The organism is Micromonospora sp. NPDC048930 (assembly GCF_043197935.1).
In the GTDB taxonomy this organism is placed as follows: Bacteria; Actinomycetota; Actinomycetes; order Mycobacteriales; family Micromonosporaceae; genus Micromonospora.
The window spans coordinates 303,900-321,696 of sequence record NZ_JBICUB010000006.1 but is presented as its reverse complement, the minus strand read 5'-3'; the positions used below and the strand labels follow the sequence as shown (position 1 = coordinate 321,696).

At 74.8% G+C, this 17,797-nt stretch carries 18 protein-coding genes; 8 read left to right on the top strand and 10 right to left on the bottom strand.

Features of this window, described 5'->3' with window-relative positions:
• Positions 1 to 24: 24 nt before the first annotated feature.
• The 3 genes from ACGFI9_RS18420 to ACGFI9_RS18410 are packed head-to-tail and all read right to left on the bottom strand — an operon-like array spanning position 25 to position 3,919.
• Positions 25 to 1,632 carry a prenyltransferase/squalene oxidase repeat-containing protein gene (locus tag ACGFI9_RS18420; RefSeq protein ID WP_393179180.1) on the bottom strand — a complete coding sequence of 536 codons (1,608 nt, stop codon included), beginning with the start codon at positions 1,630 to 1,632 and terminating at the stop codon, positions 25 to 27.
• Positions 1,629 to 2,534, bottom strand: a complete 906-nt coding sequence (locus ACGFI9_RS18415; RefSeq protein WP_393179179.1) for a terpene synthase family protein — start codon at positions 2,532 to 2,534, stop codon at positions 1,629 to 1,631. Before ACGFI9_RS18415 ends, ACGFI9_RS18420 begins: the two co-directional genes overlap by 4 nt.
• On the bottom strand, positions 2,531 to 3,919 hold the full coding sequence (locus ACGFI9_RS18410) for a cytochrome P450 (RefSeq protein WP_393179178.1): 1,389 nt from the start codon (positions 3,917 to 3,919) through the stop codon (positions 2,531 to 2,533). Before ACGFI9_RS18410 ends, ACGFI9_RS18415 begins: the two co-directional genes overlap by 4 nt.
• 391 nt (positions 3,920 to 4,310) lie before the next feature.
• Here ACGFI9_RS18410 and ACGFI9_RS18405 point away from each other — a divergent pair, with 391 nt between their 5' ends.
• Positions 4,311 to 4,559, top strand: a complete 249-nt coding sequence (locus ACGFI9_RS18405) for a DUF2630 family protein (protein ID WP_089006151.1) — start codon at positions 4,311 to 4,313, stop codon at positions 4,557 to 4,559.
• A gap of 76 nt (positions 4,560 to 4,635) precedes the next feature.
• On the opposite strand, the gene ACGFI9_RS18400 is transcribed toward ACGFI9_RS18405, so the two are convergent.
• The 3 genes from ACGFI9_RS18400 to ACGFI9_RS18390 form a co-directional block, all read right to left on the bottom strand.
• Positions 4,636 to 5,565, bottom strand: coding sequence for an RIO1 family regulatory kinase/ATPase (locus tag ACGFI9_RS18400; protein WP_393179177.1), 930 nt, complete (start codon positions 5,563 to 5,565; stop codon positions 4,636 to 4,638).
• Between the two features lie 154 nt (positions 5,566 to 5,719).
• Entirely contained in the window at positions 5,720 to 6,364 is a 645-nt protein-coding gene (locus ACGFI9_RS18395; protein WP_393179176.1) for an HAD family hydrolase, read from the bottom strand.
• A gap of 62 nt (positions 6,365 to 6,426) precedes the next feature.
• Positions 6,427 to 7,281, bottom strand: a complete 855-nt coding sequence (locus ACGFI9_RS18390; RefSeq protein ID WP_393179175.1) for a carbon-nitrogen hydrolase family protein — start codon at positions 7,279 to 7,281, stop codon at positions 6,427 to 6,429.
• 104 nt (positions 7,282 to 7,385) lie between these two features.
• Here ACGFI9_RS18390 and ACGFI9_RS18385 point away from each other — a divergent pair, with 104 nt between their 5' ends.
• From ACGFI9_RS18385 to mug, 6 genes are all read left to right on the top strand, one after another.
• Positions 7,386 to 7,958 (top strand): TetR/AcrR family transcriptional regulator, encoded by a 573-nt coding sequence (locus tag ACGFI9_RS18385; RefSeq protein WP_073837960.1) that lies wholly within the window; start codon positions 7,386 to 7,388, stop codon positions 7,956 to 7,958.
• Positions 7,959 to 8,056: 98 nt separating this feature from the next.
• Positions 8,057 to 8,977 carry a TIGR04222 domain-containing membrane protein gene (locus ACGFI9_RS18380; protein WP_393179174.1) on the top strand — a complete coding sequence of 307 codons (921 nt, stop codon included), beginning with the start codon at positions 8,057 to 8,059 and terminating at the stop codon, positions 8,975 to 8,977.
• 92 nt (positions 8,978 to 9,069) lie between these two features.
• The gene (locus ACGFI9_RS18375) at positions 9,070 to 9,906 is read left to right on the top strand and encodes a DUF692 domain-containing protein (RefSeq protein ID WP_393179381.1); all 837 of its coding nucleotides are present in this window, start codon (positions 9,070 to 9,072) and stop codon (positions 9,904 to 9,906) included.
• Entirely contained in the window at positions 9,903 to 10,385 is a 483-nt protein-coding gene (locus ACGFI9_RS18370) for a hypothetical protein (RefSeq protein WP_393179173.1), read from the top strand. Before ACGFI9_RS18375 ends, ACGFI9_RS18370 begins: the two co-directional genes overlap by 4 nt.
• Positions 10,386 to 10,428: 43 nt before the next feature.
• Positions 10,429 to 11,190 carry an SDR family oxidoreductase gene (locus ACGFI9_RS18365; protein ID WP_393179172.1) on the top strand — a complete coding sequence of 254 codons (762 nt, stop codon included), beginning with the start codon at positions 10,429 to 10,431 and terminating at the stop codon, positions 11,188 to 11,190.
• Positions 11,187 to 11,903, top strand: a complete 717-nt coding sequence (gene mug, locus ACGFI9_RS18360; RefSeq protein WP_393179171.1) for a G/U mismatch-specific DNA glycosylase — start codon at positions 11,187 to 11,189, stop codon at positions 11,901 to 11,903. Before ACGFI9_RS18365 ends, mug begins: the two co-directional genes overlap by 4 nt.
• A gap of 169 nt (positions 11,904 to 12,072) precedes the next feature.
• Here the strand turns inward: mug and ACGFI9_RS18355 are convergent, their stop codons facing one another.
• From ACGFI9_RS18355 to ACGFI9_RS18345, 3 genes are all read right to left on the bottom strand, one after another.
• Positions 12,073 to 14,055: an ABC transporter ATP-binding protein gene (locus ACGFI9_RS18355; protein ID WP_393179379.1), complete on the bottom strand. Its 1,983-nt coding sequence runs from the start codon at positions 14,053 to 14,055 to the stop codon at positions 12,073 to 12,075.
• A gap of 115 nt (positions 14,056 to 14,170) precedes the next feature.
• Positions 14,171 to 14,938 (bottom strand): enoyl-CoA hydratase/isomerase family protein, encoded by a 768-nt coding sequence (locus tag ACGFI9_RS18350; protein ID WP_393179170.1) that lies wholly within the window; start codon positions 14,936 to 14,938, stop codon positions 14,171 to 14,173.
• A gap of 46 nt (positions 14,939 to 14,984) precedes the next feature.
• Positions 14,985 to 15,212, bottom strand: coding sequence for a helix-turn-helix domain-containing protein (locus tag ACGFI9_RS18345; protein WP_007462679.1), 228 nt, complete (start codon positions 15,210 to 15,212; stop codon positions 14,985 to 14,987).
• Between the two features lie 212 nt (positions 15,213 to 15,424).
• On the opposite strand from ACGFI9_RS18345, the gene ACGFI9_RS18340 reads away from it, so the two are divergent.
• Positions 15,425 to 16,027 carry a cadmium resistance transporter gene (locus tag ACGFI9_RS18340; protein WP_393179169.1) on the top strand — a complete coding sequence of 201 codons (603 nt, stop codon included), beginning with the start codon at positions 15,425 to 15,427 and terminating at the stop codon, positions 16,025 to 16,027.
• Between the two features lie 14 nt (positions 16,028 to 16,041).
• On the opposite strand, the gene ACGFI9_RS18335 is transcribed toward ACGFI9_RS18340, so the two are convergent.
• The gene (locus ACGFI9_RS18335) at positions 16,042 to 17,649 is read right to left on the bottom strand and encodes an ABC-F family ATP-binding cassette domain-containing protein (RefSeq protein WP_393179168.1); all 1,608 of its coding nucleotides are present in this window, start codon (positions 17,647 to 17,649) and stop codon (positions 16,042 to 16,044) included.
• Between the last annotated feature and the right edge of the window lie 148 nt (positions 17,650 to 17,797).

The following is a 17,797-nucleotide window of genomic DNA, read 5'->3' as shown; positions in this document are numbered from 1 at the left end:
CGCTAGCAGTGTCCCGAGTTTCCCTCAAGGAGTGCTCGACAGGAGCCGGCGCGGAGGCACGCCCGCACGACGCAGGCGCCCGTCCGCCAGCTTCCGGGCCCCGATCAGGGCGGCCCGCACGATCAGCGGCGGATGGTAGAGATCCTTGTCGTGCCACAGTGGAGGATGCGGCATGTCCGGTGTCACGCGCAAGTGGCCGACCGCCCGGGCGAGCGCGTCGTCGATCTCCGGTCGCGGACGCCCGGCCAGCAACACCTGTACGGCGTAGGCGGTCTCCTCGGCCGTGCCGCCCCAGCGCCCGTAGGACCCGTCGTCGTGCTGGCTGTCCAGCACCCAGCCGACCGCCCGCTCGACCGCGGGTGCCACCTCCCGGGCGTGCTGACCGGTGAGCGCGGCGAGCACCGCGGCGGTGGCGTAGTACGGGGACGCGTGCCACCGGTCCGACCAGGAACCGTCCGGGTGCTGCAGGTCGAGGAGCCAGGCGGTCACCCGGCGGGTTACCGGCGCCGCGCGTGGGTCGGCCCCGGCCGCCAGCCGGTGCAGCGCCTCCAGCACGTGGGCGTTGGTGGTGACGGAGGCCCCGTCCTCCCCCTGCCAGGTGCAGAAGTGCGTGCCGAGGTCGTACCGGAACAGGGCGGACGGGTCGACCGGGTAGCCGAGTGCCGCCAGCGCGTACAGGGTTGCCGCGGTGGTGTCGGCGTCGGCCGGCAGGCCGGGTCCGGTGGCGGCGCCCTCGGGGCCGAGTGCCGCCCGGAGCTCGGCGGCGATCGGTTCCGCCGCCGGCACCGGAATGCCGGCCCGGGCCAGCGCGCTCAGCGCCCAGGACCGTTCGAAGACCGTGATCGGCGTGGCACAGGGGGCGGGCCCCTGGTGGCCGGCCACGGCCTCGGCCAGATATCGGACGGTGGGGTGCGCGTGCCCGGGTGGGGCGCCCAGCCAGGCCGCGGTCGCGGCGGGCGACGCGCCGATCGCGCCCACCGAGGTCGGTGCCACGGACGGCAGGCACCGGGCGGCGGGGCCGAGGACCTCCAACGCGTGGAGCAGCTTCTGCGGAATCGGTACGCCGGTGTGGACCAACCGCCGGACCGCGTCGAATCGGCGCCGGTTCATGCCGGCGGGCACGAGCGGGCGGATCCCCCGCCAGCCGGCCAGCCCCTCGGGGGGATCCGCCAGGCGCTCGCTGATCCGTTCCACCAACGCGGGAACGGTCAGGTCGCACGCCGGCAGGTCGGGCACCGGGAAGGCCGCCGGGCCGGCGATCGGGTCCAGCAGCAGGCGAAGGGCGCGGTCGACCGCCTGGCGCACACCCTGACGGGACCAACCGGCCGGCTCGTCCCGGTCCAGCGTCGCCAGCAGTCCGTCCACCGCGCTGAGGGTCGGCACGAGGGCGTAGCCTTCGGGACCGCCCCAGCCGCCGTCGGCGCGTTGGCTCGCCAGCAGGAAGCGGATCCGCTCGGCGTGGTAGGTCAGCCAGGGCGCCAGCGCGACCAGTCGGCCCGTCTCGTACGGCGAGGCGGACGAGCGGCCCAGGGGCGACGCGGCCAGGTCGGCGACCAGCCGGGCGGCCTCGGCCGCGGGATCCGGCCCGCCGTCGGCCGGGGTCTCACCACCCGGCGACCCCGCGCCGCTCACGCGACACCCCAGAAGTCGGTGGACCGGTAGAACCCGCTGGTGTGGCCGAGCTGGCGGGTGAGGTAGGCCGCCTCCCGCGGGACGTGGGGACGCACCTCCTCGACGAGCGCCATGGCCCGCCGCGTCTGGTCGGCGAGCTCGCGCTCGACGACCGACCGGTCCTCGACCAGCATGAGGGCGTTGAGATCCCCCCAGCGCAGGTCCCGATCGTAGGTGCCCAGGTCGTTCACGAGTCGGAGCGCCCGCTGCACCGCGTCGCTGGCGGCCACCAGCAGATCCAGCCGGGCGTGCGCCTCCGGCCCGCCGGTGCGGATCCAGTGCGCCACGTTGACCACCGTGCACGCCAGGTTGTCGGCGTTGGCGAGGTACCCGTCGAGGCCGGGGAGGCCGGCCCCGCTCGCGGCCGTACGCCAGTGCCACTCCCGACGCATCGCGGTCAGTGTCCGGTCCACCGCGTCCCGCCACGCGCCGCCCAGCGTGGCGAAGGCGGGTACGGCGGCCAGCTCCGCCCGCAGTTCGGCCAGGTACCGGCCCAGCGGATCGTCCGGTCCGGCCGGTGCGCCGTCCGCGACCGCGAGCTGGCGTCGCACCAGCAGGTCGAGTGCGGCGGCGGACCCGGTCTCGTGGTCGACCTGCCAGTCGAGGGCGAATCCCCACAGCACGAATCGGTTGGTGAGCCGCAGGTCCGCGGCCTCGGACCAGGGTGCGCTGAAGGCCATGGCCAGAGCGACGCTGCTGGCCAGCGCGGCGTCGAAGGGCCCGGCAGCGAAGAGACCGGGATGGTCGGCCAGGCAGCGCTGCAGGTCACGCTGCCCCTGGGCGGCGAGGGCGCAGACGCGTCCGTGCTCGAACGCCGCCCGCAGCTCGTCCGTCCCGGCGCCGAGGGACGCCAGGGGACTCATGCCGATACCCGGCGCTGGTTCGGGGTGAGCAGGAGCAGCACCCGCTCCCGCGGTCGCAGCGACGCGGCGAGCTGCGGGTTGGGCATGCCGGGGGTACGCAGCCGGTACCGGAAGCGGCTGAGCAGGGTCGCCACGATGAGCGGGGCCTCCAGCTGGAACAGGTACTGGCCGATGCACTGGTGGGCGCCGCCACCGAACGGGTAGTAGGCGTAGCGGTGGGAGCGCCGGGGGCGGTCGGGCGCGAACCGCTCCGGATCGAAGACGTCCGCCCGCTCCCAGTACCGGGCCAGCCGCTGCGTGACGTACGGGCTGAGGATGATGGTGCCGCCGGCCCGGATCCGGGTGTCGCCGATGACGTCGTCGGCGATGGCCGTCCGGGGCACCAGCCAACCCGACGGGTACATCCGGACCAACTCGTCGAGCACCATCCGGGTGTAGCGGAGCTGCCCGAGCTGCTCGCGACTGATCGGCTGGCCCGGGCTCACCACCCGGTCGATCTCGTCGTACAGCCGCGCGGCGATGTCGGGTAGCTGCTCCAGCAGGGGGAACAGCCAGGTGAGCACCACGTACGTGGTCTCCGTGGTGGTGGCGAACATGGACACCAGGTCGTCGCGGACCCGTTGCTCGCTCAGCTCCCGTCCGTCCGCGTCCCGCGCGCGTGCCAGCGTGGCCAGGATGTCGTCCTCGCCCGTCGGGTGCGCCCGCTCGGCCCGGACCAGCGGCAGCAGGATGTCGTCGATGTTCCGCACGGCCTGGCGGAAGGCCCGGTCGCCCGGCATCGGCACCGTGTCCGGCAGGAACGGGGCGAGCAGCCGGAACCGCAGCGCGGTGGCCACGGTGTCCTGCTCGGCGACGACGCGGACGCCGTCGGCGACCTTGATCTTGTCGCCGAAGAAGACCCGGATGACCGCCTGGCAGATGATCCGGGAGATCTCCGTCGCCGCATCCACGGGAGTGCCGTCCCGCGCCGGCCCCGCCAGCTCGTCGACGGCCTCACTGATCGCCCGGCTCATGTCCTCCACGACCGCGTCGATCCGCTTGGCGGCGAAGTGCGGCTGGAGCCGTCGCCGGCTGCTCTCCCACTCCGGGCCTTCGGACAGGATGCCGTCCCCGGCCAGCTTGCGGACGGACTTCCACATCATGCTGTTGCCGGCCCGGGTGTAGTTGGCGGCGTTGTCCCGCAGCACGTGCTGGACGTGCGCCGGCTCGGCAACCAGGTACGGGCGGATCGTGCCGAGATTCAGCTGGACGACCTGGCCCGGCGCGTTGTCGGCGAGGCCGACCAGGGTGCCCAGCGGGTCCCTGAGCAGCCCGCGCAGCGTGCGGTGCAGGGGTGCGATGTTCGCTCGGCGGGCCAGGGCCCGGGACGCTGTTGCCTCAGCCATGGCTCACCTGCACGGGTTCCTCCTTCGGACGACCGCCCCCGGCGAAGGCGCCGGCCCGCTCACTCGTGGTGCACGGGCCATCGCGGAGAGCATGCCATCCGCAAGGCTGATCTTGCCAGAGCAAACTGAAGACCATTCAGGATGTGCTCCACAGAGGATTCCCACACCTGCCCCGGGCCGCGCACCGATCGACCACCGCCACTCGCCGTCGCGCCCGGCGCCCCGGCCGTGGTGACCAGGCGCGGCTTCCTCGGCAGCGGCCTGGTCGTCGCGGTGACGGCGGCGGAACCACCCCGTACGCGCGCCGCCCAGCCGGCCGGGCGGCGGGCGCGACCCGCTGTGGCGGGGAGAACCCGGGCGCGCCCGGCCCCCCTGTGCCAAGCTTCGGGGCATGGACGACAAGACCATCCTGAACCGGATCTCCGAACTCGTGGACGAGGAGCACCGGCTGCGCGCGGCCGCGCAGGAGAACGAGGCCGGCACCGACGACGCGGCGCGCGAGCGGCTGCGCGCGCTGGAGGAGTCCCTCGACCAGTGCTGGGACCTGCTGCGCCGCCGCCGGGCGGCCCGCCAGGCGCACGGCGACCCGGACGCCCAGGGCGAGCGCCCCCTCTCCGAGGTCGAGCGCTACCTCCAGTGACCTGCGCTCCCCGGCTCGATCGGGGAGCACCTGCCGACGTCCCGGGCGGGGGTTCCCCGCCCGGGACGCGGCGCGCTCAGCGCAGCCCCGCCTCCCGCAGCAGCAGCCCGGTCAGCTCGGCCGGGTCGGCGGCCGCCGCGGGCAGCCCCCTGGCGGCGAACCAGGTGCCGACCACCCGGACGTCCCGGGCGAGGAACTCCGGCCCCTGCGGGTTCGCCACCACGTCGACCACCTGCGGCAGGTCGATCATGACGAGCCGCCGCCGGTGCACCAGCAGGTTGTACGGCGACAGGTCGCCGTGCGCGTACCCGGCCCGGGCGAGCACGACCAGGGCGTCGACCAGTTGCTCCCACAGGTCGCGCAGCTCGGCGGCGTCGGGACGGAGCTGGGCCAGCCGGGGCGCGGCCTGCCCCTCCTCGGCGTCCCCGACGAACTCCAGCATCAGCTCGGTGCCGAGCAGCTGCACCGGATACGGCACGGCGATCCGCCCGGAGGCGGCGCCGATCTCCCAGAGCCGGGCCAGGGCGGCGAACTCGGCCGCCGCCCACTGCCCGGCGATCATCTGCCGGCCGAACGCGGTCCGGCCGACCATCGCCCGCATCTCCCGGGACCGGCGGACCCGGCGTCCCTCGAGGTAGCCGGCATCCCGGTGGAAGAGCCGGTGCTGGGGGTCCCGGTAGCGCTTGGCCGCCAGCAGGCAGGAGCGGTCGGTGTCCGGCACGGCCCGGCGGACCAGGTGGACGTCCGCCTCCTTGCCGGTCTTGAGCACGCCGAGCTCGGTGTCCCTGGCGGCCAGCTCGGTGACCAGCCACGCGGGATGGGGTTCGGGCCCGTGCACGGCCTCGTCCCAGGAGGACCAGGCGTCCTCGGGGTCGGGCTCGTCGTCGGGCTCGGCCAGGACCGGCTCGGCGTGCCGGCCCCGCTTCAGGAAGTACGGTTCGTCGTCGTCGAAGCGGCTCTTGCCGCGGCCACGGCGCTGCGGCGCCGGGAAGTCGTGTTCACGCACGGGTGGGTTGATCCTTCGATCGAGGCTGGTGGAGGCAGGTGGAACGACCCTGCAAAGACGGCCATGACCGACCTCCTCTCCTCGACCGGGCACCGCCCGGCTGCGCCCTCGCGCGGCCCCATGCTCACCGGCGGGCGCGGGCGGGTCAACCGAATTAACCGGCCAGGACCGCGGCCACCGCGGCGATCAGCCCGTCCGCCGTACGGGTGGGCGCGAACCGGGTGTCCGACCAGCGACGGCCCCGGTGCAGCCAGACGCTCGGCAGCCCGACGGCCGTCGCCCCGCCGATGTCGGCCTCGGGGCTGTCCCCCACCACCCAGGCGCCGCGCAGCGGCATCCGGACCCGTTGCGCGGCGAGCGCGAAGATCCGCGGGTTGGGCTTGCTGACCCCGGCCTCCTCGGAGATCACCCAGTCGGCCACGTACCGGTCCAGGCCGGTGCGGCGGATCGTCGCCTCCTGCTGGCGCACCGCGCCGTTGGCGACCACCACCGGCACCCAGCCGGCGTCGTCGGCGATCCGCAGCGCGCAGGCGACCAGCGGGTCCAGCCGGACGTTCGCCACCACCCCGTCGTGCAGCTCCTCGACCAGGTCGATGGAGGGGATGCGCAGCGCGTACCGGTCCCGGATGGCGTCCGCGACGTCCCACCGGTCGGTGAGCCCGTCCGCGTCCACGGAGAGCAACCAGTCGATGTCGCCGGGTGGCGCGCCGATGCCCTCCAGGAAGCGCTCACCCCAGGCGCGGAACGGCCGCTCGCGGTCGAGCAGGGTGTTGTCCAGGTCGAGCAGGAGCAACGGCACTCGGGCACCTTACGGGACCGGGGTGTACCACCGACAGAGCCGAGGGGGCTGCGCGCCGTCCGTCAGGCGCGCAGTGTCGTTCGGGGGAGCCCCTGGTCGGGCAGGCGGTCGGCGAGCATGGTGTGCGCGGCACGGGTGGCCGCCAGGGCCGCCGGGTCGAGCGTGGCCACCAGCACGTCCTCCCCGGTGTCCGCGCCCCGGGCCAGGGGCCGCCCCTCCGGGTCGTACACCGCGGCGCCGCCGTTGAACCGCCACGGGTCGGCCCCGTCGACGGCGTTGGCGAAGACCACGTACATGGTGTTGTCCAGGGCGCGGGCAGCGTAGTAGAGGTCGCGCCGGTGGGCCGAGCCGGCCAGGTAGCCGCTCGGACAGAGGTAGCCGTGCGCCTGGTCGTCGGCGGCGGCCCGGCCGTGCTCGGGGAAGCAGCCGTCGTAGCAGATGCCGAGGCCGAACCGCCAGTCGTCGACCACCAGGGTGGCACCCCGCCGGCCGGCGTCGAACAGCTCGCGCTCGCCGCTCCAGAGCTGCTGCTTGTCGTACGCCGCGCGCACGCCGCCCGCCGGGTCGACCACCAGGGCGGAGATGGTGCGCCGCCCGTCGGGGTGCCGGACCGCCGCGCCCACCACCACGGTGCTCCCGCCGTCCCGGGCGGCCGCCCGCAGCGGGTCCAGTCGCGGGTCGTCGACCCGGCCGTCCCCGTCGGCGAGCACGTCGGTGCCGGCCGGGTCGGCGGCCAGGGTCGGCGGGTGGTACGCCGGCAGGTACAGCTCGGGCAGCACGACGACGCGCGCGCCACCGGCCCGGCCGACCAGGCGGGCGCCGGCGGCGGCGTTGCCGGCGACGTCGCCGGGGACCGGGGTGGCCTGCACGGCGGCCACGGTCAACGGGCGGGCGGGAAGCGGGGCGGCCTCGGTCACCGGCCGATCCTAACCGGATCACGCCGCGGGCCGATCATGCGAAACCGCATCTCAAGCCGTACGTACGGTTTGCATCCATCGGGGGTACCTGGGACGATCGGTGCGTGCCCAGAGTAAGTCAGGATCAGCTCGACGCGCGCCGGCAGGAGATTCTCGCCGCCGCGCGGGCGTGTTTCGCCCGGCACGGCTACGAGGGCGCCACCGTCCGACGCCTGGAGGAGGCCACCGGCCTCTCCCGGGGCGCGATCTTCCACCACTTCCGGGACAAGGACTCGCTCTTCCTCGCGGTCGCCGAGGACGACGCCGCGGTCATGGTGGAGACCGTCGCCCGCAACGGCCTGGTCCAGGTGATGCGGGACCTGCTCGCCCGGGCGGTGTCCCCGGACACCACCGGCTGGCTCGGCAGCCAGCTGGAGGTCTCCCGGCGGCTGCGCACCGACCCGGCGTTCGCCAAGCGCTGGGCGGAACGCTCCGCGGCCATCGCCGAGGCCACCCGGGAGCGCCTGCTGCGCCAGCGGGAGGCCGGGGTGCTCCGCGACGACGTCCCCATCGACGTGCTCGCCCAGTTCCTGGAGCTGGCGTACGACGGGTTGGTGCTGCACCTGGCGATGGGCCGCCCGGCCGGCGACCTGGGCCGGGTGCTGGACCTGGTCGAGGAGGCCGTCCGCCGGCACTGACCGCCGGTCTCGGTCCGGTAACTCGCCCGACGGGCCGGATCACCGCTGGCGGGGCTGCTCCACAATGGGCCGCGATCCCCTCGCGACAGGAGCAGAGCATGACCGTCCTCGCCGCACCGGGCGACACCTGGGGCATCCCCGGCCCGGTCTTCCTGCGCTGGTACCTCCTGGCCGCGGCCGTGCTGGTGGTGGGCACCCTGGTCCACCGGTTCCGCGGGCTGGCCGGCCCGGCCGTCGACAGCGGCGGGCAGCTCGGTCCGCAGCAGGTCGCCTACCTCAACGGCGGCGACCAGCTCGCCGTCTGGACCGCGCTCGGCGGGCTGCGCCGGGCCGGGGCGGTCGGCGTGCATCCCGACCGGCGGATCGTCGTCGGCGGCCCGCTGCCGGCCGGGGTCACCCCCCTGGACCAGGCCATCCATCAGGCGGCCACGCGGGGCGTGCACTCCCGGGAGCTGCGCCGTGACGAGTGGGTGGTCCGCGCCGTCGACCAGCTCCGCGACGGTCTCGAGCAGCGCGGGCTGGCGCTGAGCAAGGACCGGCGGGCGGCGCTGCGGCGCGGGCCGATGCTGATCGGCGCCCTCCTGGCGCTCGGCGTGATCCGGGCCTTCGTCGGCGTGTCGAACGGCCGCCCGGCCGGCTTCCTGATGCTCGGCATGGTCCCGCTCTTCATCGCGTTCCTGCTGCTCAGCCGGGTGCCGTGGCGGACCCGGGCCGCCGACCGGGCGCTGCGCGACCTGCGCCGCCGGCACAGCTGGCTGCGCCCCTCCGCCGCTCCGGCGTACGCCACCTACGGCCCGTCGGACGCGGCGATGGGGGTGGCCCTGTTCGGCACCGCCACCATCTGGGCCATGGACCCGGGCTTCGCCGAGCAGGCCGAGATCCAGCGCCAGGCGATCGGCGCGAGTGGCTCCTCGGGCAGTTCCTGCGGGGGTGGCAGCTCCTGCGGCGGGGGCAGTTCCTGCGGTGGCGGCAGCTCCTGCGGTGGCGGCGGCTGCGGCGGGGGCGGGTGCGGCGGATGACCGGCCCGGCGACCCGACCCGCCACGAACGGTCCCGTGACCGGGCCCGCCCCGGCCGGTCCCCGGCCGGACCCGACACCCGCCTCCGTCCCGGTGGCGCCGGGCCGGCCGGGGGCGGGGCCGTCCGGCGTCGGCATCGGCTGGCGGCCGGAGATCGAGGGCTTCGTGGCCGGCCTGCCCGGGCTGCGCTTCGTCGAGGTGGTGGCGGAGACCGTCGCGCCGGGCGGCCCGCTCCCGGACGGGCTCGCCGCGCTGCGCGGGCGCGGCGTCACCGTCGTACCCCACGGGGTGAAGCTCTCCCTCGGCGGCGCCGAGCCGGTCGACCCGGCCCGGGTGGCGCACCTGGCCGGGGTGGCCGCGGCGGTGGACGCGCCACTGGTCAGCGAGCACATCGCGTTCGTCCGGGCCGGCGGCGTGGAGGCCGGTCACCTGCTGCCGCTGCCCCGCAGCCGGGAGGCGGTCGCCGCGGTGGTGGCGAACGTCCGGCGGGCCCAGGCCGAGCTGCCGGTGCCGCTGGCGTTGGAACCGATCGCCGCGCTCTTCGACTGGCCGGACGACGAGCTGGACGAGGCCGACTTCCTCACCGAGATCCTCGACGCCACCGGGGCGCTGCTGCTGCTCGACGTCGCCAACGTGCACGCCAACGCGCGTAACCGGGGCGGCGATCCGCTCGCCCTGCTGGACCGGCTGCCGCTGGACCGGGTCGCCTACGTCCACGTGGCCGGCGGCGCCGAGCAGGGCGGCTTCTACCACGACACGCACACCGACCCGGTCCCCGCCGAGGTGCTCGACCTGGTCCGCGAGCTGTGCGCGCGGCACCGCCCGCCGGCGCTGCTGCTGGAACGCGACGGCCACTACCCGGCCGCCGGCGAGCTGCGCGGGGAGCTGGACGCGCTGGCCGCCGCGTCCGGCTTTCCGGTGGTCACGTGACCGCCCCGGCCGGGCCGCCGTCGCCCGCGGGCGCCGGTGGCAGCCTGGCGGCGCGGCAGGCGGAGCTGGTCGCCGCGCTGGTCGCCGGGGGCCCGCTGCCACCCGGGTTCGCCCCGGAGCCGGTCGAGGCCGCCCGCCGCGCGCTGCTGCGCAAACGGGCCGGCGACGTGGCACGTCACTGGCCGCTGCTGGCCGCCGGTCTCGGCGCCGGGTGGCCGGCCACGTTCGCGAGCTGGGCGGGCGATCGCCCCACCAACGGGTCGCTGCGCGACGGCTGGGACCTGGCCCGGGAGCTGCGGGACCGGGGCGCGCTGCCGCCGTTGGGCGCCGAGGAACTGGTCGCCCGCGAGGCGGCCAGCCGCTACGACGGCCGTACCACGCCCCGGCCGCGCCGGCTGCCCGCCGTCGCCCGGGCCGGCGGCGCCGTCGCGGTGCAGGTCGCCGGTCGGGTACGCCTGCTCCGTCCCGCCGACCGCTGAGTCGAGGTGGCAGGCCCACCCGGCATACGGCAGGATCGGCGTCATGGATCTCGGACTCGCCGACCGGGTGTACGTGCTGACGGGCGCCTCCGGTGGCCTCGGCTTCGCCACCGCGGAACACCTCGTTGCCGACGGCGCCCGGGTGGTGATCTCGGCCCGCGACCCGGACCGGGTGGCGGCGGCGGTCGAGGCCCTCGGCGGGCCGGAGCGGGCGATCGGACTGCCCGCCGACCTGAGCGACCCGGGCGCCCCGGACCGGCTGGTGGCGCTGGCCTGCCAGCGCTTCGGCCGGCTCGACGGGGCACTGATCTCGGTGGGCGGGCCGCCCCAGGGGAGCGCCGCCCGGGTGACCGACGAGCAGTGGCGGGATTCCTTCGAGACGGTCTTCCTGGGCAGTGTGCGCATGGCCCGGCGGGTGGCCGCCGCGCTCACCGACGGCGGCGCGATCGGGCTGGTCCTCTCCACCTCGGCCCGGAGCCCGCTGCCCGGACTCGGCATCTCCAACGGCCTGCGCCCCGGCCTGGCCGGGGTGGCCAAGGACATCGCCGACGAGTACGGTCCGCGCGGCGTACGGGTGGTGTCCCTGCTGCCCGGGCGGATCATGACCGACCGGAACCGGCAGCTCCTCGCGGCCAGCGGCAACGCGGAACGGGCCCGCGCCGAGGCGGAGGCGGGCATCCCGCTGCGCCGGATCGGCGACCCGGCCGAGTTCGGCCGGGTCGCGGCCTTCCTGCTCTCCCCCGCCGCCAGCTACGTCACCGGGGTGACCGTGCCGGTCGACGGCGGCGCGCTGCGCGGCCTGTGACGCCGCGCGCGGGCGACGGCGGCCCGCCGTCCCCACGCCGCCGACCGGCCCGACCGGCGGACGGCACGACCGAGCCGGCCCACACCGGCGACGCGACCCGACCGGCCCGCGCCGGCCGGTCGGCCACCCCCGCCCGAGGCGCGACGGAGGCGGCCCGGCGCTATCCCCGGCCGACGAAGGAGCAGCTCGCGGCGGCGGCCGACAAGCTGCTGCCGGACGTCATCGCGCCCGGGCTGGACGTGCTCTTCGTCGGCATCAACCCGGGACTCTGGTCGGCGGCGACCGGCTGGCACTTCGCCCGGCCGGGCAACCGGTTCTGGCCGGCGCTGCACCGGGGCGGCTTCACCCCGCGCCAGCTGCACCCCAGCGAGCAGGACGAGCTACCCGCCCTCGGGCTGGGCATCACCAACCTGGTGGCCCGGGCCAGCGCCCGCGCCGAGGAGCTGTCCGCCGAGGAGCTGGTGGCCGGCGCGCAGGCGCTGGCCGGCAAGGCCGAGCGGTACCGGCCATGCTGGGTGGCGGTGGTCGGGGTGACCGCGTACCGGATCGGGTTCGCCCGGCCCAAGGCGGGCTTCGGCCCGCAGCCGGAGCGGCTCGGCCCGGCCCGGCTCTGGGTGCTGCCCAACCCGAGCGGCCTGAACGCCCACTTCACCCCGGAGACGCTCGGCGCCGCCTTCGCCGAGCTGCACGCCGCGGTGACCGGGACGGTCTAGCGGCCCAGGCCGCGTCCTGTCGATCATGCCGGTGCGAGGCGGAGTCCAGGCGGCGATCCGGCAAGGCGGAGGTTCGCCCGGATACCGGTGTTGTATCCGGGCGAATCGACAACGCCGCCGGTCGTCGCCTGGGCCCGCCGCAGCCCGGAAATGATCGGCAGGACACGGCCTAGTTGGCCGCGGCGGGCGGCAACGCCTCCTGCGCCACGTACGTGCCGAGCGGGACCGTGGTCACCACCGGCTCCGACTGCTCCGGCTCGGCGTACGGGGCGGGCGAGTCGGTGACCGCGAACTGGGTGCGGTAGAGCTCGGCGTAGAGGCCGCCGACGGCGACCAGCTCCTCGTGCCGGCCGCGCTCGACGATCCGCCCCTCGTCGAGGACGAGGATCTGGTCGGCGTCGCGGACGGTGGAGAGCCGGTGCGCGATCACCAGCGCGGTACGCCCGGTCAGCGCCACCGACAGCGCTCGCTGCACCGCCGCCTCACTCTCTGAGTCCAGGTGTGCGGTGGCCTCGTCGAGGATGACGATGGACGGGGCCTTGAGCAGGAGCCGGGCGATGGCGATGCGCTGCTTCTCGCCGCCGGAGAAGCGGTAGCCCCGCTCGCCGACCGTGGTGTCGAGCCCGTCGGGCAGCGCCCGGACCAGGTCGGCGACCTGCGCGCCCGCCAGCGCCGCCCAGATCTCGTCGTCGGTGGCGTCCGGCTTGGCGTAGCGCAGGTTCTCCCGGATGGTCTCGTGGAACAGGTGGGAGTCCTGGGTGACCACGCCGATCTCGTCGCGCAGCGAGGCGAGGGTTGCGTCCCGGACGTCGACGCCGCCCACCAGCACCTGGCCGTCGGTGACGTCGTAGATCCGGGAGATCAGCATGGACAGCGTCGACTTGCCGGCGCCGGACGGGCCGACCAGGGCCACCATCTGCCCGGGCTCGACGCTGAACGAGACGCCCTTGAGCACCGGCTCGTTGACCGTACGGTCCAGCGCGGCGACCTCCTCCAGCGAGGCCAGCGACACCTCGGCGGCGCTCGGGTAGCGGAACCGCACGTCGCGAAACTCCACCCGGCCGCTGCCCCGGGGCACCGGCACCGCCTCGGGCTTCTCCTCGATGCCGGGCCGCAGGTCGAGCACCTCGAAGACCCGGTCGAACGAGACCAGCGCGCTCATCACGTCGACCCGGACGTTGGACAGCGCGGTGAGCGGCCCGTACAGGCGGGTGAGCAGCAGCGCCAGCTTGACCACGGTGCCCGCGCTGACCGCGCCGGTGACGGCGAGCCAGCCGCCCAGGCCGTACGTGAGGGCCTGAGCGAGCGAGGCGACCAGCAGCATGGCCACGAAGAAGGTCCGCGAGTACATCGCGGACTGGATGCCGATGTCCCGGACCCGCTCGGCGCGGCGGGCGAACCGGTCCGCCTCCACCTCGGGCGAGCCGAAGAGTTTGACCAGCAGCGCGCCGGCGACGCCGAAGCGCTCGGTCATGGTGGCGTTCATCTTGGCGTCGAGGTTGTACGACTCGCGGGTGATCTCGGCCAGCCGCCGGCCGACCCGGCGGGCCGGGATGATGAAGATCGGCAGCAGGACCAGTGCCAGCACGGTGATCTGCCAGGACAGCACCAGCATCGCACCGGCGGTGAGCACCAGCTGGATGACGTTGCTGACCACCCCGGACAGGGTCGAGGTGAAGGCGCGCTGCGCGCCGAGCACGTCGTTGTTGAGCCGGCTGACCAGCGCGCCGGTCTGGGTCCGGGTGAAGAACTGCAGCGGCATCCGCTGCACGTGGTCGTAGACCCGGGTGCGCAGGTCGAGGATGATGCCCTCGCCGATCCGCGCCGAGTACCAGCGCTGGGCCAGCGAGAAGAGCGCGTCGGCGACCGCCAGCGCGGCGATGATCAGGGCGAGCCGGACCACGGTCGCGCCCGCGTCGGGGCCGCCGCCGGCGATCGCGTCGATGACGTCACCGGCGAGCAGCGGGGTGGCCACCCCGATCACCGCGGCGATCACCACGGTGAGCAGGAAGACCCCGATGTCCCGACGGTACGGGCGGGCGAACGCCACGATCCGCTTGGCCGTGCCGCGCTTGAGCTGGTGGGTGGAGATCTCGTCCCGGTTGCGCATCGACCGGAGCATGCTCCAGCCGCCCATGCCGCCACCGGCCATCGGGTTGGACACTCGTCACCTCCGGGTCGTCGGGCAGCCCTGCACCGTCGGGTCAATTCTCCCGACGACTACGACAACCTCGCGAGTAACCCGGATCTTCCCGAACGGTCCTTACCTATTCTCCCCGCCCGGCCAGGTCGCGCAGCCGCCGGGTCTGCGCCTCGCGCTCCGCGCGCTGCTGCTCGGCGTGGGTGCGACCGGCGGCTCCGGCGAGCAGCGCCTTGATCTCCACGATCGCGTCCCGGCTGTTGGCCAGCAGGCCGGCGGCCAGATCCCGCACTGCGGCGTCCAGCTCGGCGGTGGGCACGACCAGGGTGGCCAGACCGATCCGGTCCGCCTCGGCGGCGTCCATCCGGCGGCCGGTGGCGCAGATCTCCAGGGCACGGGAGTAGCCGACCAGCTCCACGAGGCGCTTGGTGCCGGCGAGGTCCGGGACCAGGCCGAGCGTCACCTCGGCCATGGAGAGCTTCGCGTCCGCGGCGAGCACCCGCAGGTCGCAGGCGAGGGCGAGCTGGAAGCCGGCGCCGATGGCGTGGCCCTGCACCGCGGCGATCGAGATCACGTCGGGACGGTGCAGCCAGGTGAAGCCGCCCTGGTACTCGGCGATCCGGTCGGCGCACTCCTGCTCCGGCAGGGTGGAGAGCTCGGCGAAGGAGCCCGGGCCGGAGGCACCGGCCACCGACAGGTCGAGGCCGGCGGAGAAGGCCCGCCCCTCGCCGCGCACGACGACGACCCGGACATCGCCGGGCAGATCCCGGGAGAAGTCGCTCATCGCGCGCCACATCGCCGGGGTCTGGGCGTTGAGCACGTCGGGCCGGCACAACGTGACCGTCGCGACCGGCCCGTCGCAGTGGAGTCGTACCCCGGTCGTCTCGGCGGTCACCGGACCGCCCGGGGCACGGCGCTGATGGACGACGCTGGGGGGCGGGTCACGCCTTCTTGCGGCGCCGGGCGCCGCCACGCTGCCGCAGCTGCACCCCGGACTCGGTGAGCACCCGGTGGATGAACCCGTAGGAGCGGCCGGTCGAGGCCGCGAGCGCACGGATGCTCTCCCCGGAGGTGTACCGCTTTACCAGGTCCTTGGCGAGCGTCTGACGCTCGGCCCCGACGATCCGGCGACCCTTCTCAGTGCTGGTGGCTGTGCCAGTGGCTGCCATGCTGTGTCCTCACGTCCCAGACTGTGCGGTTCGGATACGGTCCCACCTATTAGACCGCCTCGAACGATCATGCGCCAGATATCAACTATTCGCCAACCGACACGCTATGCAATGTCAGCTTCCCGATAGCGTGATCCTTCTGACCGGCCAGCCGTACCGCCCGGGTGGATCATGACGGGCCGCCCGGCCGGCCGACCCGTACGCTGCCTCGGGTGACCGAACTGCTGGCCGCGGCGGCCGCGGCCGCCCTGGTGTTCGCCGCCACCAACATCGACGACATCGTCGTGCTCACCGTGTTCTTCGTGGCCGCCCGGGGCACCGGCCGGCCCCGCCCCCGGGACATCGTGGTGGGGCAGTATCTGGGCATCGGAGCGCTGGTGGCCGCCGCGGTGGTGGCCGCCGCCGGGCTGCTGGTCGTGCCCGAGCCGTGGACCGGGCTGCTGGGCCTGCTCCCGATCGCGCTCGGCGTCCGCGCGCTGCTGAACCGGTCCGCCGCCGACGAGCCGCCGGCCGCGGTCGGCAGCCTGCTCGGGGTGGCCGGGGTGACGGTCGCCAACGGCGCCGACAACATCGCGGTGTACGTGCCGGTGTTCCGCTCCCTCGACCCCGCCGCCGGGGCGGTCTGGCTGGTGGTCTTCGCGGTGCTGGTGGCGGTCTGGTGCACGGTCGCCGCCCTGCTCGGCGGTCACCCGCGGGTGGTCGGCCTGGTCGGCCGCGCCGGCCACTGGCTGGTCCCGACCGTGTTCGTCGCCATCGGCGCGACCATCCTGGTCACCTCCGGCGTCCTCCCCCGCCTGGCCGCCCTCCTCGCCTGACCCGGCCGCCCGGGTCAGGCGAGTTCGACGAGTTCCAGCAGGTCGTCGCTCCAGGCGTCCTCGTCGCCGTCGGGGAGCAGGATGGCGCGGTCCGGCTTCAGGGCCGTGACGGCGCCGGGGTCGTGGGTGACCAGCACGATCGCTCCCGGGTAGCGGGCGATCGCGTCGAGCACCTGCTCCCGGCTGACCGGGTCGAGGTTGTTCGTCGGCTCGTCCAGCAGCAGCACGTTCGCGCCCGAGCAGACCAGGGTGGCCAGCGCCAGCCGGGTCTTCTCGCCGCCGGAGAGCACCCCGGCCGGCTTGTCGACGTCCTCGCCGGAGAAGAGGAAGGCACCGAGGATCTTGCGCAGGTCGGTGTCGGCCTGCTCCGGCGCGGCGCTGCGCATGTGCTCCAGGATGGTCCGGTCCACGTCCAGGGTCTCGTGCTCCTGGGCGTAGTAGCCGAGGCGCAGGCCGTGGCCGGGGCGTACCTCGCCGGTGTCCGGTTCGAGGAGGCCGCCGAGCATCCGCAGCAGGGTGGTCTTGCCGGCGCCGTTGAGGCCGAGGATGGCCACCCGCGAGCCGCGGTCGACCGCCACGTTGACGTCGGTGAAGATCTCCAGCGAGCCGTACGACTTGGACAGCCCGGTGGCGGTGAGCGGGGTCTTGCCGCACGGCGCCGGGGTGGGGAAACGGACCTTCGCCACCTTGTCCGCGACCCGGACCTCCTCCAGGCCGGACAGCAGCTTCTCCGCCCGGCGGGCCATGTTCTGCGCGGCGACGGTCTTGGTGGCCTTGGCCCGCATCTTGTCCGCCTGGGCCATCAGCGCGCCGGCCTTCTTCTCGGCGTTGGCCCGCTCCCGGCGGCGGCGCCGCTCGTCGGTCTCCCGCGCCTCCAGGTACGCCTTCCAGCCCAGGTTGTAGACGTCCACCACCGAGCGGGTGGCGTCAAGGAACCAGACCTTGTTGACCACCGCCTCCAGCAGCGAGGCGTCGTGGGAGATCACGATCAGGCCGCCCTTGTGGTTGGCGAGGAAGCCGCGCAGCCAGGTGATCGAGTCCGCGTCGAGGTGGTTGGTGGGCTCGTCGAGCAGCAGGATGCCGCCGCCGTTCTCCCCCGCGTCCCGGAACAGGATCCGGGCCAGCTCGATCCGGCGGCGCTGGCCGCCGGAGAGGGTGCCGATGGTCTGCGCGAGGGCGCGGTCCGGCAGCCCGAGGTTGGCGCAGATCCGGGCCGCCTCGGCCTCGGCCGCGTACCCGCCGAGCGAGGCGAACTGGTCCTCCAGCGCGCCGTAGCGGCGGACCAGACGCTCGTCGTCGGCCCCCTCGGCGAGCTTGGCCTCCAACTCCTTCATCTGCGCCATCAGCACGTCCAGCCCGCGGGCGGAGAGCACCCGGTCCCGCCCGGTGACCTCCAGGTCGCCGGTCCGCGGGTCCTGCGGGAGGTAGCCGATGTTGCTGCGCCGGTCGATCTGCCCGGCGTACGGCTGCCCCTCCCCGGCGAGGACCTTCAGGGTGGTGGTCTTGCCGGCGCCGTTACGGCCGACCAGGCCGATCCGGTCGCCCGGCTGCACCCGCAGGGTGGTGTCGGACAGCAGGATCCGGGAACCGGCGCGCAGCTCCAGGCCGGTGGCAGTGATCATTTCGAGGTACTCGCTCTCGGGGTCCGGAAAGGCTGACTCAGGGCACGCGAAAGCGCCGGCGGGTCATCAGTTCCCGTCGGCGCGGGGCGGTTCAGCCTTCGCAGCGCAGCACGGCGCCAAGTGTACCGGGCCACCCCTGGTGGTCCCC